This is a genomic window from Nocardioides hwasunensis, assembly GCF_014779665.1.
Lineage (GTDB): Bacteria > Actinomycetota > Actinomycetes > Propionibacteriales > Nocardioidaceae > Nocardioides > Nocardioides hwasunensis.
The window spans coordinates 197,211-221,546 of sequence record NZ_JACXYY010000007.1 but is presented as its reverse complement, the minus strand read 5'-3'; the positions used below and the strand labels follow the sequence as shown (position 1 = coordinate 221,546).

Genomic DNA, 24,336 nt, shown 5'->3' with positions numbered 1-24,336 from the left:
TCTCGCCTCCTGCAGGGAGACTACTCCCGCAACCCAGCGCGCTCAGCGCAACGGGCAATGACGAGCAGCACAGGGCGGGACGGACCCCCGGTCCCGTCCCGCCCTGGCTAGGTGCGTCAGCGCGTCACTCGGTGCTCTCGGGAGTCTCCGGCAGCTCAGGCATCTCGATGTCGTCGAACATCGACCCGCACTTCTCGGTGACGTAGGTCGAGTAGGTCTCCAGGCTCTTCTTCTGGTCGGCCGACAGGCCGTCCTCGAGAGCGCTCATGTCGGGCGTCTCCAGGTCGGACGCATCGATGTCGCGTGCCGCCTTCACGGTCTCCTCGAAGCCGTCGCGAGCCTCGTCGGAGATGCCCTCCGGAGTGCCGACCTTCTCCAGCTCGTCGGCCCAGGAGTGCATGGCGTCGGCCACGGCCTCCTCGTCGGGCGTCGAGGCCTCGGGGTCGGTCACGTCGATGTCGAGGTTGTCCAACAGGCTCAGCTGCGCGTTGCAGAACTCCTTCTCACTGGCGTCGGTCGGTGCTCCGGCGCCCCCACCACCGCCGCAGGCAGCGGTGACGGAGCCGACCAGCAGCACGGCGCTGGTCACGGTGAGGCGGGTACGGAAGTTCATGGATTCCCCTTCGCGGGACTCGGGTGGGACGCGGCCTCGCGGCGCGTCGTGTTCAGTCTCGTTCCGGGGTCTACCCCACCAGTGCGAGTCTCAATCGTCCATTCGGAAGGCGGCCGGAAGCGGCACGCGCAGGGACTGCTCGAGCTGCTCGAGGTACTCCCCGCGCTGACGTCGTACGACGCCCAGCGAGGCCAGGTGCGGGGTCTGCCACTGCACGTCGAGCACCCGCTGCTCGGCGTGGCCGTCGTCGAGCAGCTCGACGAGCGCGAGCAGCGCCACCTTGGACGCGTCGCGCTCGCGGTGGAACATCGACTCACCGGCGAAGAGCCCGCCGATGCTCACGCCGTAGAGACCGCCCACGAGCTCGTCGTCGCGCCAGGCCTCCACCGAGTGCGCCCAGCCGAGCCGGTGCAGCCGACCGTAGGCCTGCCGGAACGCCGGGGTGATCCAGCCGTCCGGCCGGTCGGGGCTGCCGCACTGCGCCAGGACCTCGTCGAACGCGGAGTCGATGCGGATCTCGAAGTCGCGGGCCGAGCGGCGCAGCGAGCGCGACACCTTCATGCCGTCCAGCGGCAGCACGCCGCGCTCCACCGGCGAGAACCATCCCAGCTGCTCGTCGCCGTCCAGGGTCACCGGCATCGGGAAGAGTCCGAGCCCGTAGGCCGTGACCAGCGTGCCGCTGTCGAGGTCGGCACCCAGGGCGACCAGGTCGTCGTCCGGGTCCCAGGTCGAGTGGTGGGGGAAGGCCCACGGCGTCGGAGCTGGGGCGATGGGCACTCTCGGCACGGTAGCGAACAACCAATCGGGCTGCCGGGCCGTCTCCCTCACGATCACCGACTCGGAGGACCCATGCGACGCACGACGACACCCACCCACCTGACCGGCCCGACCCGCTTGGCCTCCCTCGCCGCTGCGGCCACGCTTGCCCTCACCACGGTGGGTGCGGCTCCGGCGACCGCAGCGGCGGTCCCGACCTGTGACGGCCTCGTCGCCACGATCGTGGCGCCCACGCCGACCACCTGGCCCCCGGCGCCAGTGCAGGGCACTGCCGGGGACGACGTGATCGTGGGCTCGGAGAAGTCGGACGTGATCGTCGGTGGAGGCGGCGACGACACCATCTGCGGGCTCGGCGGTGCGGACGAGATCCACGGTGGCGACGGTGACGACCGACTCTTCGGCGGGCTCGACGAGGAGTACGAGCCCGACGACGGCTACTACGGCGACTACATCGCGCCGGGTCCGGGCGACGACCACGTCGACCTCGGCCACGACCCGGCCTCCGAGGACATCTGGTGGGGAGATCGTCCCTACTTCGACGTCGTGGCCTACGAGGACGCCGCCGGCCCGGTCACCGTCGACCTGGCTGCCGGCACGGCCACCGGCGAGGGCACCGACACGATCGCGGCGCTCGCCTCCAACGGCGGCGTCGCGGGATCGGCGTACGACGACGTGCTGCTCGGCTCGGACGTCGCCGACCTCGTCATCGGCGGTGGTGGCGCCGACCGCATCGAGACCCGCGGCGGCGACGACCTGGTCTTCCCCGACCATGACTGGCAGAGGGCCGTGCACGGCAGGGGCGACGGCGTCACGGCCGGGACCGACATCGTGTCGACCGGTCCCGGCGACGACGAGGTGAGAGCCGATCTCGGCGCCGACCGGATCACCGGGGGCGCGGGCCGCGACTTCCTCGCGATGGCGGGTCGCGACCAGGGCGCCGTGCTCCACGGCGGTCCCGGGCGCGACTACGTCGCCAGCGAAGGCGGGTCCGACCTCCTCGGCGGCGGCGGGCGGGACTCGCTCGAGCAGTTCCTCGTCACCACCGGCGACGTGCTCGACGGCGGCCCCGGCATCGACCGGCTCACCTTCGGCGCGACTCGTGCGGTCGTCCCGAAGGGGTCGCGGCTGACGGTGGACCGCCCGCGCGCCCGCATCGCGGTCGGCGGCCACCGGATCGCGACCTACCGGCACCTCGAGGGGATCGACTTCAACCGCAGCCCACGAGTCCGCCTCACCTACCTAGGAGGCCCCGGACCCGACCACGTCGACGGGAGCCAGATGCGCCAGGTGCGTGCCTTCGGCCGAGGTGGCCCGGACCACCTGATCGGCTCGATCGGACGTGACCTGCTCGACGGCGGGTCGGGCCGCGACGTGCTGGTCGGTGGTCCGGCGCGGGATCGCTGCCTGCGTGGCGAGCAGGTCCGGTCGTGCGAGGCACGCCGCTAGCCCGACCGCCGTACGATCGGGGCATGGGCCTCAAGCAGACGGTGGGACGCCAGCTCGCGCCGCGGATCCAGGAGCTCGCTCCCGGGATGACCACGAGCTTCGTGCGCGAGGCGCTCAACCGCGCGATCGACGGGGTCGGTCCGCTGGCCCCCGCCGCCACCGCTGCGGACAAGCAGCTCAAGGAGCAGCGCGGCAACGTCGAGCGCGCCATCCACGAGGTCATCGAGAACAACGTCCGCATCGCCGGCGCCCAGGGCTTCGCCACCAACATCGGTGGGCTGATCACGATGGCCGTCGCGATCCCCGCCAACGTCACCGGCCTGGCGCTGATCCAGTGCCGCATGGTCGCCGGGATCGCCCACCTGCGCGGGCACGACCTCTCCGACCCGCGCGTGCGCAACGCGATCCTCGCGCTGCTGCTCGGTGAGGAGCAGGTCAACGAGATGGTCAAGAAGCGCAAGCTCCCCTCGACACCGATGGCGCTCGCGACCGCGCCCGCCCACGACCCGGCGCTCGACGGCACCATCTCGGCGGTCGTCGCGACCGACCTCATCACCCGCGTCGCCGGCAAGCGCCTCGCCACCACCGTGGGCCGCCGGGTGCCGGTGATCGGCGGCGTGGTCGGCATGGGCGCCGACGGCTACGCGACCTGGAAGGTCGGACGCTACGCCGACCGGGAGCTGCTCGCGCGCAAGCGCTGAGCCCGTCAGCCCCGCCCGCGCACCCGTCGGTAGACCTCGAGCGTGCCCCGCCCGGGGGCGGAGTCCTCGAGCGTCGTGACGATCCTGCGCTTCGCGCGGTACGTCGTCGTCTCCCGCACGCGGTCACGCTCCTCGCGCGCCTCGTGCAGCTCGCGGTGCAGCCGCTCCTCGACCTCGCGGAGCCGGGCCGCCTCGACGAGGAGAGCGCTGATGGCGTCCAGGGCCGGCGGCAGCAGCTGGTCGGCGGTCGAGGTGTCGGGGTCGGTGAAGGTGCCCAGGTCCGGGCCGAGGAGGTCGTCGAGCGACCCCGAGACGTCGTAGTCCCGCTCGCGGAGCACCTGCACCCACGCGCGCGAGAGCTGCTGCGCCCACGCGTGGTCGTCGGGCGGAAGCCCCAGCCGAGCCGAGGCGAATCCCCGCGAGAGCGTCTGGTGGGCGAGCACCTCGCGCACCAGCGGGCGGTAGTCGGGCGGCGCGACGACCGACGTGACGCGCTGGTTGATGGCGCGCAGGAGCGCGGTCTCCGGGACGCCGAGCGACGGGTTCTCGCGCTCGGCGGTGAGGTCGAGGTCGATCCCGTCGAGGCCGAAGGTGCGCGAGAACCGCCGCCACAGCTCGCCGCGGTCGGACCCGGACGGCGGGACGGTCACCAGGTGCACGTGCTCGGGCGGGAGGGTGGAGCCCCAGCGGTCGAGGACGTCCGGCAGCTCCTGCACGGCCCAGAACCACGACCCGATGCGGGAGTCGCGCGCCGGGTCGCGGATCGTCTCGAGGAACGCGGCATAGGTGATGTGGCTGCGGTGCTTGACGTTCTCCTGCCACTCCGCCGGGACCTGGCGGACCAGGTCGCGCACCGAGAGCACCAGGTGCACCTCGGTGTCGCCGAGCGCGGCGAGTGCCCGCTCGACCTGGGCGGGCGTGGCGCGGGCGAAGATCTCGTGGCTGATGATCGCGGTGCCGTGCCACTCGCGGACCTCGGCGGCCAGCCGGTCCCAGGCGCCGACGGCCTCGGTCTCCAGTCCGCCCCACGGCAGCGTCATGAGGTCGAGGGCGGCGAGGAAGTGCGCGTCGAAGCGGTCGGCGGGATAGAGGATGTCGTGCTCGCGCAGCGTCTCCTGGTTGCGGAACAGCACGTCCTGGAGGTACGACGTGCCGGTCTTCGGGCAGCCCACGTGCAGCAGCACCCGCCTGCTCATCGCTCCACCACCCTTCCTGCCGCCCTTCTCGCCTGCCTCCAGCCCGGGTCGGCGATCATCGCGATCGCCAGGTCCAGCACCTGCTGGTCGTCGGCACCGGCCACGGCCGAGGCGGTGGCGCGAGGTGCGAGATCGGCGAGGTCGCCGACGACAGGGTAGCCAGCGCGGGTGATCGCGCGCGTCATGCGGGCCGCCGACGCAGCGACCCAGTCGCGCTCGCGCTCGGGCACGCCGACGGGCGCGACGCCGGTGCCGGGCATCCGCCGCTGCAGCGTCCGCATCAGCGCCGGGCGCTCCGGTGCCGGGACCCGCAGGCCGACGACCGCCGCGACCCGACGGGCCAGCTCGGTCTGGTCGGCACCGGGCACGCGCACGGCGGGCAACCGGCGTACGCCGACCTGCTGGGGCAGCCGGGCCAGGTCGGTGACGACCCGGACGTGGGAACGGCGCGCGGGCCAGCGCTCGACGGACGCCGCGAGGTCGGTGCGAGCGGGGAGCTGGTCGCGCTCGCGCCAGAACCGCAGCCACTCCGGCCACGGCTTGGTGCCGGTCTCGAAGCACCGCTGGGTCCAGGTGCGGGCGAGCAGCTCGTCGAGCGGGGCGCCGAGCGCGACGAGGAGGGGACGCGGACCGCCCTGGGGCCGCCCGCGCGCGGCCAGGTGCTCGCGCAGGATCCCGGCCGTGACCGGGTCGCCCACCAGGCGCACCCGGCGTCGCCACGGTCGGGCCCACCCGGTGGTCACCGGGTCGGGTCCGAGTGCGACCAGGTCGTCGGCGAGCACCACGCTCGCCACCCGCAGCAGCTCGCGCGCACCCACCGCGGCGGGATCCACCGGTCGAGGGCCGAAGCCCGAGGTCGCGACGCCGACGAGCGGGAGGTCGGCCTTGCCGCGGCCGGCGGCCGGGGCCGCCAGCACCTGCGCGGCGAGTCGAGTGCTGGACGCGTCGTCACCGCCGCGGGGCGCAGCACTCGACCCGCGGGCGAGGTTGACCCGGCGCAGCAGCTCGAGCTGTTGCGCCCCCGGCAGGACGCGTGCCGGGGCGTCGGCGACCGGCGCTGTGCCCTGCCACGCCAGCCAGGGCGTCGTACCCCCCTCGCGCAGGTGCGCGACCCAGCCGTGCGCGCGGGCGGCGTCGTCGCTCAACGGTCCCGCAGCCGACGAGCCGTGTTGCGCACGCGCTGGGTCATCGGGCCACCGGTCGAGCTGGCCTCGGCGGCCTCCCTGGTCATGACGGTCAGCGCGTCGAGCGCGGCGCTCAGCTCGAGCTTGGCGCGGACCCGGTCGGGGTTGCGCCACACCTCGCCCTCGGCGGGCCGTCGTGGGCGCAGGTCGTCGAGGTCGCCGACGACGTCGACGCCACTGGCCTTGATCCACTCGATCCACCGCTCGCCCTGCTCCTCGGCGAAGTCGTGGCGCTCGGGCGACAGCCGCACGGGCACGGTGTCGCGGGCCACGAGGACCTCCTGCGCGAGGATCTCGCGGATCAGGTTGTCGTAGGTCGCGTCGCGGTGCATGCCGAGCTCGAGGCGGCGGTTGAGCTTGCGCAGCAACGAGGTCTCCGCGACGCCGAGCGAGCGGTTGTCGCGCTCGGAGTCGAGCGGCGCCCACGCGGGATCGATGCCGAACGCCCGGCAGAACCGCAGCCAGAGCTCGTCGCCGTTGGGGCCGCGCTCGTGGGGCACGGTGACGACGTGGATCCGCTCGGGGGGCAGCTTGGCGCCCCAGGTGGTGAGCACCGCCGGGAGGTCCATCGCCTCACGGAAGAAGAACGACTTGCCGTTCTCGTAGCTGTTGATGAACCGGCGGAAGCCCCACTTGCGGCCCTGCTTGATGGACTCCTGCCAGGCCGCGGGGAGCTGGCGGCCGAGGTCGCGCGCGGAGTAGACGACGTGCACCTCGTGGTCGGCGAGGTCGTTCATCGCCTTGGCGACCTTGTCGGGCTCGGCGCCGGCGAGGATCTCGTGGCTGATCACCACGTTGCCGTGGGCCCGGTCGACCCGGCGGACCATCGAGTCCCAGGCGCCCTTGGCGTGCCCGGGCGATCCTCCCCAGTCCTGGTCGAGCAGGTCGAGGGCGGCGCGGAAGTGGAACAGGTCGGACCGTGCCCCCGGCCGCACCTGGCGGGTCGTGGGGATGAGCACCCCGTTCTTGGCGAGCGAGGAGTGGTTGAGCCGCAGCCGGTCCTGGAGGTACGTCGTCCCGGTCTTGGGTGCGCCGATGTGCAGGTGGACGACTCGGCTCATGCGGGTGATTCTGCCAGCCCTCCACCCAGGGCGCGCACCACGGCACTCGGGCTGGGGCGGCCGAGCCGGCCGGCCATCCAGACGCTCGTCGAGACCATCGCGTCGAGGTCGACCCCGTGCTCGATGCCGAGGCCGGTGAGCATCCAGACCAGGTCCTCGGTGGCGAGGTTGCCGGTGGCCGACTTCGCGTAGGGGCAGCCACCGAGACCGCCCGCGCTGGCGTCGAAGGTGGTGATGCCCGACTCGAGCGCGGAGAACGTGTTGGCGAGCGCCTGGCCGTAGGTGTCGTGGAAGTGCATCGCCAGCCGGTCGGTGCCCACGCCCGCGTCTCCGAACGCCGCGACGAGCGCCTTGACGTGGCCGGCCGTCGCGACGCCGATCGTGTCGCCGAGGCTCAGCTGGCTGGCCCCGAGGTCGAGCAGCCGGGTGCCGGCGGCGACGACCTGCTCGATCGGCACCGCGCCCTCCCACGGGTCGCCGAAGCACATCGAGACGTAGGCGCGCACGTCCATCCCGGCCTCGCGCGCGCGGAGGACCGTCGGCTCGAACATCGCGAACTGCTCGTCGAAGGTGCGGTTGAGGTTCTTGCTCGCGAAGGTCTCGGTCGCGCTGCCGAAGATCGCGATGTGCTCGAGGCCGAGCTCGAGGGCCCGGTCGAGACCGCGCTCGTTGGGCACGAGCACCGGCATCCGGCGACCGGCCTCGCCGAGGTCGGCCATCAGCTCGGCAGCGTCGGCGAGCTGCGGCACCCACCGCGGGTGCACGAAGCTCGTGGCCTCGACGATCGGGAGCCCCGCGGCGACGAGGCGGCGTACGAACTCCGCCTTGACCTCCACCGGCACGATCGCCTTCTCGTTCTGCAGGCCGTCGCGCGCGCCGACCTCGTAGATCGTCACGCGCTCGGGCATCCCGGCGGCGCGCACGTGCATGGGAAGGCTCATCGGGGGCTCCTTGGTCTCGACACGCTCGCTCCTCGCTGCTCAACCAGCAGACGCGGGCTCGACGACGAAGAGGACGGCGCCGAGCTTCACCAGGTCACCGACGCTCGGGGCGACCGAGGTGACCGTGCCGGCGAAGGGTGACGTGAGTGCGAGCTCCATCTTCATCGCCTCCATGACACCGAGGGTCTCACCCTCCGCCACCTCCTGTCCCTCGGCGACGTTGACCGCGAGGACGGTGCCGGGCATGGGGGCGAGCAGGGTGCCGTCGCCCGCCGCAGCGGCCGCGTCGGCGAAGGGGTCGGGGCGGGTGAAGACGAAGCGCTGGCCCCGCAGGACGACCTCGACCGCCGCCGAGGTGACGCCCACGAAGCCCGGAGCCGGCTGCGTGGGTACGTCGACCAGCTCGCCACCCACCTCGACGCGGACGGGAGCCGGGTCGGCACCCGACCTCCACCCGTCGGCCTGCCACGGCCCTGCTGCGCCGGCCGGGACCAGGGCGGCAGCGGCGAGCTGCCGGGCCTCGGTGTCGTCGGGTGCGGGTACGTCGTTGCGGTCCAGCCACGCGGTGTCGATCGCCTCGACCCGGAACTCCTCGCTCGCCACCAGTGTGCGGAGGAAGCCGGTGTTGGTCGTGAGGCCGGCGATCTCCGTCCGGCCCAGGGCCTCGACCAGCGCGTTCCTCGCCGACTCCCGGTCGGGGCCCCAGGCGACGACCTTGCCCAGCATCGGGTCGTAGGAGGTGGAGACCTCCTGCCCGGACTCGAGCGCGTGGTCGACCCGGACGCCCTCTTCGCCCGGCCAGGCCACGTGGGTCGCCACCCCCGCCTGCGGGAGGAAGCCGTTGAACGAGTCCTCGGCGTAGACGCGCGCCTCGATGGCGTGGCCCTCCAGCGTGAGGGCGTCCTGCCCGAACGGCAGCGGCTCACCGGTCGCGACGAGGAGCTGGAGCTCGACGAGGTCGACCCGCTCGCGCCCCTGGTCGGAGGCGACCCGGACGACCTCCTCGGTGACCGGGTGCTCGACCTGGAGCCGGGTGTTCATCTCGAGGAAGTAGAACTCGCCGGACGCGTTGTCGAGCAGGAACTCGACGGTGCCGGCGCCGGTGTAGCCGCACTGCTCGGCCAGGGCGACGGCCGAGGCGGTGATCGCGGCCTGCTGCGCGGCAGTGATGGTCGGCGCGGGTGCCTCCTCGAGCACCTTCTGGTGGCGGCGCTGCGTGGAGCAGTCGCGTTCGAAGAAGTGCAGGACGGTGCCGTGGGTGTCCCCCATGACCTGCACCTCGATGTGGCGGCCGGACTCGACGTACTTCTCGACCAGCATCGTGTCGTCACCGAACGACGACCGCGCCTCGCGCTGCGCGGCCGCCAGCGCCTCGGCGTAGTCACCGATCCGGTGGACCACGCGCATGCCCTTGCCACCGCCACCGGCCGCGGCCTTGACGAGCACCGGGTAGTCGAAGGTCGCCGGGTCGTCGTCGAGGGAGTACGACGGCACGACCGGGACACCGGCGGCCACCGCGACCTCGCGGGCGGCGTCCTTGCGGCCCATCGCGTCCATCACGTCACCCGACGGGCCGACCAGGGTGATGCCGGCCTCGGCCAGCGCCCGCGCGAACGGTGCGCGCTCGGAGAGGAAGCCGTAGCCCGGGTGGACGTATCCGGCACCGCTCTCGCGCGCGGCCGCGACCACGGCGTCGATGTCGAGGTAGGACTCCACCCGCACTGCGCGGTCGGCGGCGCGCACGTGTGGTGCGTCGACGTCGAGGTCGGTGTGGATCGCGACGGTGCTCCAGCCGAGGCGCGCGGCCGTGCGCATGACGCGCAGGGCGATCTCGCCGCGGTTGGCGATGAGCAGGGTGTTCATGTCACTCACATCCGGAAGATGCCGTAGGACGGCTCGGGGATCGGGGTGTACGACGTCGCGGCGAGGGCCATGCCGAGGACCCGGCGGGTGTCGGCGGGGTCGATGATCCCGTCGTCCCACAGCCGTGCCGAGGCGTAGTAGGGCGAGCCCTGCGTCTCGTACTGCCCGCGGATCGGGGCCTTGAACGCCTCGACGGCGGCCTCGTCCTCCAGGTCGGTGCGGACCGTCGCGAGGACCGACGCGGCCTGTTCGCCGCCCATCACCGAGATGCGCGCGTTGGGCCACATCCAGAGGAAGCGGGGGTCGTAGGCGCGACCGCACATGCCGTAGTTGCCGGCGCCGAACGAGCCGCCGATCACGACGGTGAACTTCGGCACGACGCTGCACGCGACCGCGGTGACGAGCTTGGCGCCGTCGCGGGCGATGCCCTTGTTCTCGTACTCGCGCCCGACCATGAAGCCGGTGATGTTCTGCAGGAAGACCAGCGGGATGCCGCGCTGGTTGCACAGCTCGATGAAGTGCGCGCCCTTCAGGGCCGACTCGCTGAAGAGGATGCCGTTGTTGGCGACGATGCCGACCTCGTGGCCGTGGATCCGCGCGAAGCCGCACACCAGCGTGTCGCCGTAGAGCTTCTTGAACTCGTGGAACCGGCTGCCGTCGACCACGCGCTTGACCACCTCGCGCACGTCGTACGGCGTGCGGGTGTCGGTGGGCACGACGTCGTAGAGCGACTCCGGCGGCTCGTGCGGCTCCTCGACCTCGGCGACGGCCTCGCGGGCGGGCCGGACCGCGGGGAGGGTGTCGACGATCGAGCGGACGATCGCGAGAGCGTGCGCGTCGTCCTCGGCGAGGTGGTCGACGACGCCGGACGTGCGGGCGTGCACGTCACCGCCACCGAGGTCCTCGGCCGAGACGACCTCACCGGTCGCGGCCTTCACCAGCGGAGGTCCGCCGAGGAAGATCGTGCCCTGGTTGCGCACGATGACGCTCTCGTCGGACATCGCCGGCACGTAGGCACCGCCGGCGGTGCACGAGCCCATCACGCTGGCGATCTGCGGGATGCCCCGCGCGGACATGTTGGCCTGGTTGAAGAAGATCCGGCCGAAGTGCTCGCGGTCGGGGAAGACGTCGTCCTGCATCGGCAGGAAGGCACCGCCGGAGTCGACGAGGTAGAGGCACGGCAGGTGGTTCTCCGCGGCGATCGCCTGTGCACGGAGGTGCTTCTTGACCGTCAGCGGGTAGTAGGTGCCTCCCTTCACCGTCGCGTCGTTGGCGACCACCACGCACTCGCGGCCCGCGACCCGGCCGATCCCGCTGACCACGCCCGCCGACGGGACGGCGTAGTCGTCGCCGTCCTTGCCGTACATCCCGTAGGCCGCCAGCGGCGCGATCTCCAGGAACGGGCTCCCGGGGTCGAGCAGCCGGTCGACGCGGTCACGGACCAGGAGCTTGCCGCGATCGGTGTGCTTGCGGCGCGCGGCCTCGGACCCGCCCTGGCGCACCCGGGCCAGCCGGGAGCGCAGGTCGTCGACGAGCTCACGCATGGTCGGGGGTGGGCCTGTCATCGGGCTCGGTGGCTGGGACACGCCCCTAGGTTAGCGATCGTTAACCTCGGCTGTCCACGGCGGGTGCCCCAGGGAACTCCCCGCGCAGCGTCGTCCCCCACCCCGGGGCGGACTCGAGGCGGAGCGAGCCCCCCGCAGCAGCCGCGCGGGCCTCCATGCCCAGGAGCCCTCCGGCGTCGACGGCGTCGCGGTCGAAGCCGACGCCGTCGTCGGACACGGTGAACGACAGGTGGGGCGCCCCGCGCACGGTGATGAGCACCTCGCTCGCCCCGGCGTGCTTGGCGGCGTTGGTCAACGCCTCGAGGATGCAGAAGTAGGCCGCGGCCTCGACCTGCCGGCTGGGCCGCTCGAAGTCCGCCACGTCCAGCGTGACCGGCACCACCGAGCGACGGGCGGTCGACTGGAGCGCGGCCACCAGCCCCCGCTCGGCCAGCAGGGGCGGATAGATCCCCCGGGCCAGCTCGCGGAGCTCTGTCAGCACCTCCCGGTTGTCGGTGGCCAGCTGCCCCATCAGGGCGGCTGCCGACTCGTGCCGCCCGGCGAGCAGCTCCTTGCGGGCCCGCTCGATGGTCACGCTCATCGCGAGCAGGCCCTGCTGCGCGCCGTCGTGGAGGTCGCGCTCGAGGCTGCGGCGGGCCGCGTCGGCGACCTCCACGATGCGGGTGCGCGACTCGACGAGCTGGTCGGACTGCTCCTGCAGCCGGGCGTACGCCCCGCGCACCAGGAACACCACGATGATCACCCCGGCCGGCAGGGACGACGCGACGACGACGGCGTTGACCACCCACGACTCGTGGTACTGCACGACACGACGCCACTCACCGAGCGCGACCACGGCGGCGCTGCCGAGGACCGCGACGACCATCAGCGCGTGGATCCAGCGACGCGACAGGTAGGGATAGGCGACCAGGAGCGGGACCATGGTCAGCAGCGCGGTGAGCGGGCTGAGGTTGGGTGTGGCCCAGGTGCCCCCGAACGCGAAGAGCACCGCGGACAGCGTCAGCAGGAGGATCGCGGCGGTGGCGCCGTAGCGCCGGGTCAGCGGCGGGCTCACCAGCAGCAGCACCAGGGAGACCACCATCACCGCGAGGTCGATCTCGACCGCGGTGTGCTTGAAGCCGAGGAGGTACGCCGCCGCCAGCAGGAGCGTCGCGGTGGTGAGGGCGATCAGGTTGATGCGCAGCAGCCACGCGAGGGACGGGTCGAGGGAGTCCCACCCGGCCAGCAGCCGCCTCATCGGCGAGGTGCCACCCCGCCGCCGACGCCGGCCTCGCTGAGGAAGACCAGGGTGGCTGCGACCCGACGGTGCACCGGCGCGTCGGACGGCAGGTCGAGCTTGGTGAGGATCGAGCTGACGTGCTTCTCCACGGCCCGGTCGGTGATCACCAGCTCGGCGGCGATCGCGGCGTTCGTCATGCCGCGCGCCACCATGCCCAGGACCTCCAGCTCGCGCGGGGTGAGCCGGTCGAGCAGCGAGTCGCGGCGCCGGGTGCTCGTGGCCACCAGTGCGTCGACGACGATCTGGTCGATGACCGACCCGCCGCCGGCGACCGTCCGCAGCGCGGCCACCAGCTCGTCGACGTCGGCCACGCGCTCCTTGAGCAGGTAGCCACGACCGTCGCTGCCGTCGCGGACCAGGTCGAGGGCGTACTCCACGTCGGAGTACTGGGTGAGCGCGACCACCCCGATGTCCGGGTGCGTGCGCCGCAGCTCACCGGCCGCCCGGATGCCCTCGTCGGTGAAGTCGGGCGGCATCCGGATGTCGGTCAGCAAGACGTCGGGTCGGTGCTCGTCGACGGCGGTCAGCAGCTCCGGGAGGCTCGTCGCGGTGGCGACGACGTCGATGTCGTCGTAGGCCTCCAGCAGGGCGAGCACCCCGGCCCGGAGCAGGTCGCCGTCCTCGGCAAGGACGACTCGGATCTGCGGCATCTGCGCACTGTAGTCATGGCGACGTGCGCCGGTCGGTAGAGCAGGCACCACCCTCACGCGAGACGGACGAGGCAAGAGTGGTGCTGGCACCACTGTGGTCGAGGCCGCACCGCGCTCAGACTCTCCGGCGGGGGAAGCGCTGGACGGAGGGTCAGTGGGCCGCTGCAGGGGTGCGGCCCACTGGGGGGACCCAGCCGTTCCGGCCCACGGGTCGAGCGACCGGGGTTAGCCACGGCTAACCTCGGCGTCGTGACCCCTCGCCGGCAGCAGATCCTCGACATCGCCGCGGAGCTCTTCGCCTCGCGTGGCTTCCACGGCGTCTCGGTCTCCGAGCTCGGCGCTGCCTGCGGGATCTCCGGGCCGGCGCTCTACAAGCACTTCGAGTCCAAGGACGCGGTGCTCGCCGAGATGCTCGTGGCCATCAGCGAGACCCTCCTCGGCGAGGGGCGCAGCCGGGTTGCGAGTGCGGACGGTCCGCGGGCGGCCCTCGCCTCGCTCGTCGAGTGGCACATCGAGTTCGCCCTGTCCCACCGCTCGCTGATCGTCGTCCAGGACCGCGACTGGAGCAGCCTCCCCGACGAGGCCCGCGAGCGGGTGCGCACCCTGCAGCGCGCGTACGTCGACGTGTGGGCCACCCAGCTGCGCCTGCTCGACGCGGAGCTCGGGCCCGAGGTGTCGCGGGCTCGGGCGCACGTGCTCTTCGGCCTGCTCAACTCCACGCCCCACAGCGGCCGGCTCCCCGACGCGCAGATGCACGACGTGCTGCGGGAGATGGCCCACGGCGCCCTCGGGCTGGTCTGACGTCAGGCTCGCGCGACCGCCGTGCGAGCGCGGCACCCCGCTACGCTTCCGGCCATGAAGCTGAGCGAGAACCTCGAGAACGCCTTCAACGCGCAGATCACCCTGGAGTTCCAGGCCTCCCTGGTCTACCGCCAGCTCGCGATCGAGGTCGACCTGATGGACCTGCCCGGGATGGCGCTGTGGTTCCGCCACCAGGCCGACGAGGAGATCGTCCACGCCAACAAGTTCATCGACCACGTCGCCGACCGCGACAACCACCCGCGCATCGGCGCCACCTCGGCGCCGGCCCCGGTGGTCGGCTCCGTCCTCCACGCCTTCGAGGCGGCGCTCGCCCACGAGGAGAAGGTCTCGGCCTCGATCCGCGACCTCTTCCGCCTCGCCGAGGCCGAGGGCGACCTCGACTCGCGCCCGCTCCTCAACTGGTTCCTCGAGGAGCAGATCGAGGAGGAGGCCACGGTCCGCGAGATCGTCGGCCGCGTGAAGCTGATCAACGACGACGGCCCCGGCCTGCTCCGCCTCGACGAGGAGCTCGGCGCGCGGCCGGCCGGGTCGACCGAGGCCCGCTGAGGGCTGGTCCCTCCCGGCCGTCGCCACGGTGGCGGCACCTCACACACCACCGGCGTGCCGGCACGCCACCTGCCGCCGTCACCCGCGCAGCCGTCGCGCTCAGACCTCGGCGAACGGGTCCTCGCGCTGCAGCAGCCGGGCCGCCCGGGCCGCGGCATCCTCGGCCACGGCGAGGTCGTCGAGGTCGTCCCCGGATGCCGCACTGGCGGATGAGTCTCCTGGAGACTCACCCGTCAGGCTCGCGTTGGAGGCCGCGGAAGCGGTGAGCCGGTGGAGGTCGCGCAGCACCCGCTCGCGCGAGAGGCCGCGCAGGTGGGTCAGCACGAACGGGTCTGCCTGGATGAGCCACGCGAGCTGGGTGAGCACGGCCAGCGCGTGCGGGCAGGGGTCGAGCCACGCCTCGCAGGTGCACGCCGAGCCCAGCTCGCCGCCGTACGGCAGCAGCTCGACGCCGGCCTCCTCCACCGCCTCGACGAACGCGTGCGGGAGCTGACCGGTCAGCAGGGCGCCGATCCGCCCGGACTCCGCGGCCACCAGCTCGGAGAACGCCGCCGCGTCGCCGTCGCCGAGCACCGGGACGGTCACCTCGACGGTGAACGCGTCGTGGCCGTCGGCCACCGCGGCGACGGCGCGACCGTCGGTCACCGTGATCGCGCCGACCGCACCGGCGCGGGCGAGCGTCCGGCCCTTCCGCAGCTCCTGGACGCCGTACGCCGCCTCCTCGACGGCCCGCAGGACCGCCTTGCTCCACCACGTGCCGGACCCGCCGCCGCGGCGCGCGGGCAGGCGGGGATGCGTGGTCCCCGGCGACTCGGTCATCGGCGGAGAGCGACGAGGTCGCGCAGCTCGTCGTTGGACAGCTCGGTGAGCGCGGTCTCCCCGCGCGAGAGCACCGAGTCGGCGAGCGAGCGCTTGCGGGTGAGCAGCTCGGCGATCTTCTCCTCGATCGTGCCCTGCGTGACGAAGCGGTGCACCTGCACCGGCCGGGTCTGGCCGATGCGGTAGGCACGGTCGGTGGCCTGGTCCTCGACGGCCGGGTTCCACCAGCGGTCGAAGTGGATGACGTGGTCGGCGCGGGTGAGGTTGAGTCCGGTGCCGCCGGCCTTCAGGGACAGCAGGAACACCGGAGTCTCGCCGGCCTGGAAGCGGGCGACCATGGCGTCGCGCCCGCGCACGGGCGTCCCGCCGTGGAGGAGCTGGTGCGGCACCCCCGTCGTGCTGAGGTGGCGGACGAGGAGGTCGGCCATGGCGACGTACTGGGTGAAGACCAGGACCGCGCCGTCCTCGGCGACGACCGTGCCGACGAGCTCGTCGAGCAGCTCGAGCTTCTCGGAGCGACCGCGGAGCTTGGGATTGGCCTGGCGCAGGAAGTGCGCCGGGTGATTGCAGATCTGCTTGAGACCGGTGAGGAGCTTGAGCACCAGGCCGCGGCGGGTCTCCTCGTCGGCCTCCTCGATGCGCCGCATCGACTCGCGCACGAGCGTCTCGTAGAGGACGACCTGCTCGCGGCTCAGCCCGAGCACGTGGTCGGTCTCGGTCTTCGGCGGCAGCTCGGGCGCGATCCCGGGATCGGACTTCTTGCGGCGCAGCAGGAACGGACCGATGAGGTCGGCGAACTGCCGCGCCTTGGTCGGCTCGAGCCCGGACTCGATCGGGCCCGCCCAGACCTTGCGGAAGGCGTTGCGGCTGCCGAGCAGGCCGGGGATGGCCCAGTCGAGGATCGACCAGAGCTCGGTGAGGTCGTTCTCCACCGGGGTGCCGGTCAGGGCGACGCGCGCCCGGCTCGGGATCGTGCGGAGCGCGCGGGCCGCGGCGGACCGCGAGTTCTTGATGTGCTGCGCCTCGTCGGCGACGACGAGGTCCCACGACACCGCGCCCAGCAGCTCGGCGTCGTTGCGCATCGTGCCGTAGGTCGTCAGCACGAAGCCCGACGTGACGTCGTCGAGGTCACGCGCGCTGCCGTGGTGGCGGCGTACGTCGACTCCCGGTGCGAAGCGGCGGATCTCGGCCTCCCAGTTGCCGAGCAGCGACGCCGGGCAGACCACCAGCGTGGGCCGCCCACCGCGGTGGAGGTGGAGCGCGATCAGGGTGATCGTCTTGCCCAGGCCCATGTCGTCGGCCAGGCACGCGCCGAGCCCGAGCGAGGTCAGCTCGGCGAGCCAGGACAGCCCCCGGCGCTGGTAGTCGCGCAGCTCGGCCCGCAGGGCCGCCGGAACCTCGACGAGGTCGCCGGTGACCGCCTCGCGCACCCGGTCGCGGACCTGGAGCAGGCTGGCGCCGACGACCGCCTCGTAGGGAACGTCCTCGATGTCGACGACACCGGTGAGGGTGGCGGCGAGGGCCTGGACCGGCGTGACCGACCGGATCAACCGCTTGCGGGCGCGCTTGATGACGCCCGAGTCGACGGCGATCCAGTTGTCACGCAGCTTGATGATCGGGCTGGTGGTGTGGGCGAGCTCGTCCATCTCGGCCTCGGTGAGCTCCTCGCCGTGGAGGGAGAGCTGCCACTCGAACCCGAACAGGGCCTGGGTGCCGAACAGCCCGTCGTTGAGCGCCTCCTCGCGGGTGCCGGCCGCCGGCCTCTGCCGGCCGAGCTCGACGCGCTGGGTGACGTCCCGGTCGAGGTACTTCGGCCACATGACCGGGTGCCCCGCCTCGGTCAGCGCGGCCGCGCCGCCGTCGAGCAGCGAGAGGATCTCGTCGGTGTCGAGGGTGATCTCGTCGGGGACGCGCAGGTCGAGGAGCCGCTCGAGCACCGGCCACGCGTCGGCCGCCGAGCGCAGGGCGATGGCCGTGTGGGTGCGCGCACGCTCGCCGAAGCCGTGCGCGGCCTCGGGTCCGGCGTCGGCCCACAGCTCGGAGGCGTCCGCGAGGTGGGCGGCGTTGTCGGCGGCGTGCACCTGCAGCACGAGACGGACGGACCCGGCGACGAGCTCCTCCTCGTCGGCCTCGATCCGGAACGAGATCGTCACCAGGTGCGGGCGGTCGTCGCGACCGCGCGCCCGGATCCGGGCGATGCGCTGCTGGAGCTGGTCGCTGAAGTCGTCGGCGCTCCGCGGTGCGGAGCGGGCCGGCGCGGCGTGGACGCTGCGGCGCGATCGGCCCGGGGCCGTGCGGGGCATCGTGTCGACGACCGCGTCGAGCACGCCGCGGACCATGCCCTCGGCGCTCGCCTCGTCGAACCCGTCCCACGACCGGGCGCGGGCCAGCTCGGCGATCCGGCGCTCGTCGTCGGGGTCGAGACCGGCGACCTGCCAGTGGCGACCGTCCGCGTCCGGCGCGAACCGGCCGGAGGCGACCAGCTGCAGGCCCAGCAGCGCCGCACCCGCGAGCATGGCGACCGAGGGATGGACGTCGGCCTGGTCGCGCACCTTGCCCAGCACCGGCAGCGCTCCGCGGATCGGCATCTTGATCGTGCGCCGCTCGTCGGTGAACTCGATCGAGCCCTCCCGGGGCGGCTCCCCCACCAGCAGCCTGGCGGGACCGGTGACCGGGACTAGGCTCATGCACGCACTCCAGACCGGTGACCTTCGAAGGACACCAGGACGGTAACGCCCCGGACCGACACAGAGTTCCCGCCGGGCTCGGCTCGGCTAGCGTCGCGACCATGGACGTCTCCAGCATCCTCGCCGCCCACCCCGTGATCGACGGGCACAACGACCTGCTCTGGACGGCGCGCGCGGAGGCGGCGTACGACTTCTCCCGTCTCGACGTGGGCGCGGGCGGCACCCCGACGCACACGGACCTGCCGCGCATGCGAGCCGGCGGGATGGGCGCCCAGTTCTGGTCGGTCTACGTGCCGTGCCGGCTCGCCGGCGGCGACGCGGTGACCGCGACGCTGGAGCAGGTCGACGCCGCCCGCCTGCTCACCGAGACGTACGCCGACCAGCTCGCGTGGGCGACCACGGCCGACGAGGTCGAGGACGCCTGGTCGCGCGATCGGATCGCCTCCCTGATGGGGGCCGAGGGCGGCCACTCGATCGACTGCTCCCTCGGCACCCTGCGACAGCTCTTCGCACTCGGTGTGCGCTACCTGACGCTCACCCACAACGCGAACACCCCGTGGGCCGACTCGGCCACCGACACACCGGCCGCGGGTGGGCTGACCGCCTTCGGCCGCGAGGTGGTCCGCGAGATGAACCGGCTGGGGATGATGGTCGACCTCAGCCACGTCTCGGCCGACACCATGCGCGACGCCCTCGCGGTGGCCGAGGCGCCGGTCATCTTCAGCCACAGCTCGGCGCGGGCGGTGACCGACAGCCCGCGCAACGTCCCCGACGACGTCCTCACCTCGATGGCGGCCGGCGGAGGCGTGTGCATGGTGACCTTCGTGCCGCAGTTCGTGAACCAGGCGTGCGCCGACGCCCACCACGAGGTGGTGGCCGCGGCCGGGGCCGAGGGGATCCCCCAGTCCGACGGCCTGCGCTTCGCGGCGTACGAGGAGTGGTGGCTGAGCCGGCACCCGCGTCCGACCGCGACGCTCGACGACGTGGTGGCGCACGTGGAGCACGTGCGCGAGGTCGCCGGCATCGACCACGTCGGGCTCGGTGGGGACTTCGACGGCGTCGAGGTGCTGCCCGTCGGGCTCGAGGACGTCGCGACGTACCCCGCTCTGCTGTCGGCGCTCGCCGAGCGTCGATGGTCGGCTGACGACCTGGCCCGGCTGACCTGCCGCAACACCCTGCGCGTGATGCGCGAGGTCGAGGAGCACGCCGCCGAGATCCAGCTGGTCCGCGGGCCGAGCCTGGCCCGGATCGAGGACCTGGACGGCGCGTGACCCTTCGGCGGTCCCCGGATATCCGGTGACTCCCCCGCTTGTCGGCCCAGATCCGGGCCGACAACCGTGAGACTCGGGTGCGAAGGTCCGTCTCCGGGCGAAGTCTGACAGCGGATTGTTACGCCTGGGCACCCTTGCGCGAGTGATCCAGCCCACCCCGAAAAGGATTGGGTCGTTGTCAGTGGCAACCAATACCGTTGATGCGTGACAGACACCCAGCTCCAGTCCGGCGACACCCAGCCGGCGAACTCCGACAAGCTCGACAAGGGCGTGCTGATGGTGGCCGGCGTGGTCGTCCTCGGCGCCATCATGTCGATCCTCGACATCACCGTCGTCTCGGTCGCGCTCAACACCTTCCAGCAGGAGTTCGACGCCACCGCGGCCGAGGTCGCGTGGACCATGACCGGCTACACCCTCGCCCTCGCCAGCGTCATCCCGCTGACGGGCTGGGCAGCCGACCGCTTCGGGACCAAGCGCCTCTACCTCATCGCCGTCGGCCTCTTCACCGCCGGCTCGGTGCTGTGCGCGACCGCCAGCTCGCTCGAGCTGCTCGTGATCTACCGGGTCCTCCAGGGCCTGGGCGGCGGCATGCTGATGCCGCTCGGCATGACGATCCTCACCCGTGCCGCGGGCCCCGAGCGCGTCGGCCGGGTGATGGCCGTGCTCGGCATCCCGATGCTGCTCGGTCCGATCTTCGGCCCGATCATCGGCGGCGCGCTCATCGAGTCCGCCTCGTGGCACTGGATCTTCCTGATCAACCTGCCCATCGGCATCGCCGCGATCGTCTACGCCGTGATCGTGCTGCCGAGGGACGACGTCGAGCCCTCCGAGAGCTTCGACTTCGTCGGCATGCTGCTGCTGTCGCCGGGTCTGGCCCTGTTCCTCTTCGGGGTCAGCTCGATCCCGGAGGAGGGGACGGCGATGGCTCCCCGCGTCCTGATCCCGATGATCGTCGGCGCGATGCTCATCGTGGCCTTCGTGCCGTGGGCCCTCGGCAAGCGCAACATCCACCCGCTCGTCGACCTGCGCCTGTTCCAGAACAAGAACATGACGGTCGCGATCATCGCGATGAGCCTCTTCGCGATCGCCTTCTTCGGCGCCTCCCTGCTCTTCCCGCTCTACTTCATCCAGGTCCGCGGCGAGGGCACCCTCGACACGGGGTGGCTCCTGGCCCCGCAGGGTGTCGGCGCGATGATCACCATGCCGATCGCCGGGATCCTGGCGGACAAGATCGGGCCCGGCAAGATCGTCCTCACCGGCGTCACGGTCATCACCGTCGGCATGGCGATGTTCACCCAGATCGGCGCCGAGACCTCCTACGTCTACATCCTCGGCGCGCTCTTCATCATGGGCCTCGGCATGGGCGGCACGATGATGCCGATCATGACCGCGGCGCTGGCCACCCTGACCGCGCACAACGTGGCCCGCGGCTCGACGCTGCTCAACATCAGCCAGCAGGTCGCGGCCTCGGTCGGCACCGCGCTCTTCTCGGTGATCCTGACCAACCAGCTCAAGGGCTCGGACTACGTCGCCGCCGGGCAGGCGCTCCAGGCCGCCGGCGACGACCAGTCCGCGGTGGCGGCGGTCCTCGAGAAGTTCGGCCTGAGCCAGGAGCAGCTCGCCAACCTCCCGAGCCTGGTCACCAGCGACATGGCCGACGCCTTCGCGACGGTCTTCATCGTGGCGACGGTGCTGGTCGCCTGCTGCCTCATCCCCGCTGCCTTCCTGCCCCGCAAGAAGGTCGCCCCGGTCGACCCGACCGCCATGATGGGCCACTGAGCCTCATCGCCGTACGACGCCCGCGGCCCGTCCTCCTCCGGGAGGGCGGGCCGCTGTCGTTCGCGCCACTCGTCCGGGATGACGGTCGGGTCCGGAGCGGGTGGCGAGGGTAGCTCCGCCTCTCCCATCGCTCCGCGCAATGGGTGCCACGCGATTCTGGTCTTTGACGCACTGGGTCGGTGCCTTCGAGGATGGCCAGCGACCCAGACCCAGGAGCGACGAGATGAGCGAGCCAGCGACCGGCCCGGACCTGCGCGACGACGGGGCCCCGCTCGCCGGCGTCCGCGTCGTGGAGTTCGGCCACTACATCGCCGCGCCCGCCGCGACGCAGGTCCTGCGCGACCTCGGCGCCGAGGTGGTCAAGGTGGAGCCGCCGCTCGGCGACCAGGCCCGCTCCATCGGTGCCTACGGCGAGGGCATCGTCCTGGCCTACAACCGTGGCAAGCGCTCGGTGCGCCTCGACCTCAAGCTCCCCGACGACCGCGCCGCCGCGCTGCGGCTGGTCGCTGACGCGGACGTCGTCGTGCAGAACCTGCGCGCCGGCGCGATGGCGCGACTCGGGCTCGGCGTCGCGGACCTCGTCGCCGTACGCCCCGACCTGGTGCACCTCTCGGTCACCGGCTTCCCCTCCGACAGCCCGTCCGCGAACCGCGCCGGCCTCGACATCGCCGCGCAGGCCGAGAGCGGGATCATGGACCTCACCGGGGAGCGCGACCGCGACCCGCAGCGGGTCGGCTTCCCGGTCGCCGACGTCGGCGCCAGCTACGCCGTGGTGCAGGCCGTGCTCGCCGGACTGTTCCGCCGCGAGCGCACCGGCCGGGGGTGCGTGGGCGAGGTGTCGCTGCTGGAGACGGCAGTGCACATGCAGGCCGCGATGTGGGGTGAGTGGCACGTGACCGGCCAGGAGCCACGGCGCAAGGGCAACGGCCAGGCCACCGTGGCGCCCGCCGCGGACGTCGTCGACACCCGCGACGGGCGCGTCGTCGTCTCGGCCTACGCCCCCGAGCACTTCCGCCGGCTGTGCACCTTCCTCGACAAGGAGTGGATGCTCACCGACCCGCGGTTCATGGACAACCCCGCGCGCGTGCAGCACCGCGCCGAGCTGCTGGCCGAGGTCGGCTCGGTGCTCGGCACGCTCAGCACGCAGGAGTGCGTGACCCGGCTGGGCGACCTCGGCCTGGTCGCGGCAGCGGTGCGGACCTACGCCGACGTCGCCGCCTCCGCCGATGTCGAGGCCGGTGACCTGGTCGTGCGGGCCACCGACCCCGACGGGCGTTCCTTCCCGGTGCCGGGCCTGCCCTTCCGGATCGAAGGGCTCTCCGCACCGGCCGACCACACCGTGCCGCGGTCCGGCGAGCACACCGACGACGTGTTGGGGCGAGGCGGGGAGGGATGAGCGAGGAGGTGGACCGGGCACCGGGGCGCGCCACCGGGATCCGCGAGCTCGAGTGCTTCCTGGCCGTCGTCGACCACGGCAGCATCACCCGGGCCGCCTCGGCGCTCTACCTCGCGCAGCCGTCGCTCTCCCAGATCATCCGCCGGCTGGAGGCCGACCTGGGCGTCGAGCTCTTCCGGCGGGTCGGTCGCGGGCTCGTCCTCGCGCCTGCCGGGGAGGCGCTGATCGGTCCGGCCCGCCAGGTCGTGCGCGACCTCGCGCACGCCCGCAGCGTGGTGGCGACCTACCGCGGGCTCGAGGGTGGCCGGGTCGACCTCGCCGTGTCGGCGTCGCTGACCTCGAGCTTCCTCGCCGCCTGGGTCGGCGACTTCCGCCGACGGCACCCGCAGATCACCGTCAGGCTCACCCAGCACGACGGCGACACCGACGAGATCGTCTCCCTCATCCGCTCCGGCGCCGCCGAGCTCGCCTACACCGTCACGCCGGTGTCGCGGCAGGGCATCGAGTGCACCCACATCGGCCAGGGCGAGATCGTCCTGGTCCTGCCGCGTGGCTGGGGGCATGACCTGCCCGACCCCGTGCCGCTGTCGATGCTGCAGGGCCTGCCGATGATCGTCGACCGCGGCTTCGGACGCAGCTATCTCACGCAGATCCGCGACCACCTCGGGGTCGAGCCGGACGTCGTGGTCGACATCAGCGAGTCCGGCGACCTGCTGCCGCTCCTCGCATCGGGTGCGGGCGCTGCGCTGCTGCCGATGCGGCAGGCGATGGAGGCGCGTCGCCGCGGGGCGACACTGCGGATGCTCGAGCCCCCGCCGGCTCGCGACATCTACGTCCTCACCTCCTCCACGCTCACCCTGCAGGCGCGCGCGTTCCTCGACCTCAGCGTGGCGAACCTGCGGCGCTGGCACCGCGCGGTCGAGACCCGCACGTCGCAGGGGGCCAGCCTGCTGGACGCCGCGGTGGAGGCCGACGAGGCGATCGAGACGGCGTACCGCCACCTGGTCGACGGCGTCCCCGGCGCGACCGACCACGATGCGGGGACCGATGGTGGCTGAGCGGCGGTGGCCCCGCTGGGTCTACCGTGCCGGCGACGAGCCGGACTACCGCTTCAGCCTCGCCAACGAGCGGACCTTCCTCGCCTGGATCCGCACCGCCCTGGCGCTGGTGGCCACCGGCGTGGCCGTCGGCGTGGTCGACCTCGACCTCGCCGGACCGGTGCGCCGCGGTCTGGGTGCCACGCTCGTCACGACCGGCTTCGCGCTCGCCATCGTCGGCTGGTGGCGCTGGGCGGTCTCGGAGCGGGCCATGCGCCGGGGGGCGCCGCTCCCCGCGGCCGGCCCGATCGCCGCGCTGGTGCTCGGCGCGGTCGTGGTGACCGTCGGCCTCGCCCTCTCGACCGTATGACGTCGTCCGCGGTGGGCCCCGACGCCACCGACGACTCCGATCGTGACCCCGGCGCTGCGCACGAGCGCGCGGCGCTGGCGTGGCAGCGCACGGTGCTGTCCGCGACCGCGGCCGCCGCCGTCGGCGCACGCCTGCTCGGTGAGGAGCTGGGACCGCTCGCGGCGCTCCCGCTCGTCGTCGCAGCCGTCCCGGTCGGTGCCCTGTGGCTCCGGCGGGACTCGCGAGGCCCGCACCACCCCAGCGTGGCCGGTCCGGCCGGGGCGGGGCTGGCGGTGCTGGTAGCCGCCCTCGCCGTCGTCGGGCTGCGGGCAGTGCTCGGGCACTGAGCCCCGC

Annotated in this window: 22 protein-coding genes; 10 read left to right on the top strand and 12 right to left on the bottom strand. The window is 72.8% G+C overall.

What is annotated here, in order from left to right:
- Nucleotides 1–124 precede the first annotated feature (124 nt).
- Nucleotides 125–613, bottom strand: a complete 489-nt coding sequence (locus IEZ25_RS17410; RefSeq protein WP_191200715.1) for a hypothetical protein — start codon at nt 611–613, stop codon at nt 125–127.
- Between the two features lie 90 nt (nt 614–703).
- On the bottom strand, nt 704–1,390 hold the full coding sequence (gene aat, locus IEZ25_RS17405) for a leucyl/phenylalanyl-tRNA--protein transferase (RefSeq protein ID WP_191200714.1): 687 nt from the start codon (nt 1,388–1,390) through the stop codon (nt 704–706).
- A 72-nt stretch (nt 1,391–1,462) separates the two neighbouring features.
- Between aat and IEZ25_RS17400 the strand changes: the two genes are divergently transcribed.
- Nucleotides 1,463–2,836, top strand: coding sequence for a calcium-binding protein (locus IEZ25_RS17400; RefSeq protein ID WP_191200713.1), 1,374 nt, complete (start codon nt 1,463–1,465; stop codon nt 2,834–2,836).
- Nucleotides 2,837–2,859: 23 nt separating this feature from the next.
- Nucleotides 2,860–3,537 carry an EcsC family protein gene (locus IEZ25_RS17395; protein ID WP_191200712.1) on the top strand — a complete coding sequence of 226 codons (678 nt, stop codon included), beginning with the start codon at nt 2,860–2,862 and terminating at the stop codon, nt 3,535–3,537.
- A gap of 5 nt (nt 3,538–3,542) precedes the next feature.
- On the opposite strand, the gene IEZ25_RS17390 is transcribed toward IEZ25_RS17395, so the two are convergent.
- From IEZ25_RS17390 to IEZ25_RS17355, 8 genes are read right to left on the bottom strand one after another with little or no spacing between them, the layout of a single operon-like run.
- On the bottom strand, nt 3,543–4,733 hold the full coding sequence (locus tag IEZ25_RS17390) for a hypothetical protein (RefSeq protein WP_191200711.1): 1,191 nt from the start codon (nt 4,731–4,733) through the stop codon (nt 3,543–3,545).
- A complete protein-coding gene (locus IEZ25_RS17385; RefSeq protein WP_191200710.1) occupies nt 4,730–5,878 on the bottom strand; it encodes a hypothetical protein in 1,149 nt (382 codons plus the stop codon). The genes IEZ25_RS17390 and IEZ25_RS17385 overlap by 4 nt, the downstream gene beginning before the upstream one ends.
- A complete protein-coding gene (locus IEZ25_RS17380; protein ID WP_191200709.1) occupies nt 5,875–6,978 on the bottom strand; it encodes a hypothetical protein in 1,104 nt (367 codons plus the stop codon). The genes IEZ25_RS17385 and IEZ25_RS17380 overlap by 4 nt, the downstream gene beginning before the upstream one ends.
- Nucleotides 6,975–7,919, bottom strand: coding sequence for a hydroxymethylglutaryl-CoA lyase (locus IEZ25_RS17375; RefSeq protein ID WP_191200708.1), 945 nt, complete (start codon nt 7,917–7,919; stop codon nt 6,975–6,977). Before IEZ25_RS17375 ends, IEZ25_RS17380 begins: the two co-directional genes overlap by 4 nt.
- Nucleotides 7,920–7,958: 39 nt before the next feature.
- On the bottom strand, nt 7,959–9,782 hold the full coding sequence (locus tag IEZ25_RS17370) for an acetyl/propionyl/methylcrotonyl-CoA carboxylase subunit alpha (protein WP_191200707.1): 1,824 nt from the start codon (nt 9,780–9,782) through the stop codon (nt 7,959–7,961).
- A 5-nt stretch (nt 9,783–9,787) separates the two neighbouring features.
- Nucleotides 9,788–11,368 carry a carboxyl transferase domain-containing protein gene (locus IEZ25_RS17365; RefSeq protein ID WP_425572685.1) on the bottom strand — a complete coding sequence of 527 codons (1,581 nt, stop codon included), beginning with the start codon at nt 11,366–11,368 and terminating at the stop codon, nt 9,788–9,790.
- Nucleotides 11,369–11,387: 19 nt separating this feature from the next.
- Entirely contained in the window at nt 11,388–12,584 is a 1,197-nt protein-coding gene (locus IEZ25_RS17360; protein WP_191200706.1) for a sensor histidine kinase, read from the bottom strand.
- Complete coding sequence (locus IEZ25_RS17355; protein WP_191200705.1) at nt 12,581–13,276, bottom strand: response regulator transcription factor; 696 nt, start codon at nt 13,274–13,276, stop codon at nt 12,581–12,583. The genes IEZ25_RS17360 and IEZ25_RS17355 overlap by 4 nt, the downstream gene beginning before the upstream one ends.
- Before the next feature lie 249 nt (nt 13,277–13,525).
- On the opposite strand from IEZ25_RS17355, the gene IEZ25_RS17350 reads away from it, so the two are divergent.
- On the top strand, nt 13,526–14,077 hold the full coding sequence (locus IEZ25_RS17350; RefSeq protein WP_191200704.1) for a TetR/AcrR family transcriptional regulator: 552 nt from the start codon (nt 13,526–13,528) through the stop codon (nt 14,075–14,077).
- 54 nt (nt 14,078–14,131) lie between these two features.
- Entirely contained in the window at nt 14,132–14,644 is a 513-nt protein-coding gene (locus tag IEZ25_RS17345; protein ID WP_191200703.1) for a ferritin, read from the top strand.
- Nucleotides 14,645–14,743: 99 nt separating this feature from the next.
- Here the strand turns inward: IEZ25_RS17345 and IEZ25_RS17340 are convergent, their stop codons facing one another.
- Both IEZ25_RS17340 and IEZ25_RS17335 read right to left on the bottom strand, forming a co-directional pair.
- Nucleotides 14,744–15,463: an SWIM zinc finger family protein gene (locus IEZ25_RS17340; protein ID WP_191200702.1), complete on the bottom strand. Its 720-nt coding sequence runs from the start codon at nt 15,461–15,463 to the stop codon at nt 14,744–14,746.
- Complete coding sequence (locus tag IEZ25_RS17335; RefSeq protein WP_191200701.1) at nt 15,460–18,150, bottom strand: DEAD/DEAH box helicase; 2,691 nt, start codon at nt 18,148–18,150, stop codon at nt 15,460–15,462. Before IEZ25_RS17335 ends, IEZ25_RS17340 begins: the two co-directional genes overlap by 4 nt.
- Nucleotides 18,151–18,251: 101 nt before the next feature.
- Here IEZ25_RS17335 and IEZ25_RS17330 point away from each other — a divergent pair, with 101 nt between their 5' ends.
- The 6 genes from IEZ25_RS17330 to IEZ25_RS17305 all read left to right on the top strand — a co-directional run bounded on the left by IEZ25_RS17330 (nt 18,252) and on the right by IEZ25_RS17305 (nt 24,329).
- Entirely contained in the window at nt 18,252–19,421 is a 1,170-nt protein-coding gene (locus tag IEZ25_RS17330) for a dipeptidase (RefSeq protein ID WP_191200700.1), read from the top strand.
- 204 nt (nt 19,422–19,625) lie between these two features.
- On the top strand, nt 19,626–21,200 hold the full coding sequence (locus tag IEZ25_RS17325; protein WP_318152299.1) for a DHA2 family efflux MFS transporter permease subunit: 1,575 nt from the start codon (nt 19,626–19,628) through the stop codon (nt 21,198–21,200).
- Nucleotides 21,201–21,423: 223 nt separating this feature from the next.
- Nucleotides 21,424–22,596 (top strand): CaiB/BaiF CoA transferase family protein, encoded by a 1,173-nt coding sequence (locus IEZ25_RS17320; RefSeq protein ID WP_191200699.1) that lies wholly within the window; start codon nt 21,424–21,426, stop codon nt 22,594–22,596.
- On the top strand, nt 22,593–23,654 hold the full coding sequence (locus tag IEZ25_RS17315) for a LysR family transcriptional regulator (protein ID WP_191200698.1): 1,062 nt from the start codon (nt 22,593–22,595) through the stop codon (nt 23,652–23,654). The genes IEZ25_RS17320 and IEZ25_RS17315 overlap by 4 nt, the downstream gene beginning before the upstream one ends.
- The gene (locus tag IEZ25_RS17310; RefSeq protein WP_318152298.1) at nt 23,647–24,003 is read left to right on the top strand and encodes a YidH family protein; all 357 of its coding nucleotides are present in this window, start codon (nt 23,647–23,649) and stop codon (nt 24,001–24,003) included. Before IEZ25_RS17315 ends, IEZ25_RS17310 begins: the two co-directional genes overlap by 8 nt.
- Nucleotides 24,000–24,329, top strand: coding sequence for a DUF202 domain-containing protein (locus IEZ25_RS17305; protein WP_191200696.1), 330 nt, complete (start codon nt 24,000–24,002; stop codon nt 24,327–24,329). Before IEZ25_RS17310 ends, IEZ25_RS17305 begins: the two co-directional genes overlap by 4 nt.
- The last annotated feature ends 7 nt before the right edge of the window (nt 24,330–24,336 follow it).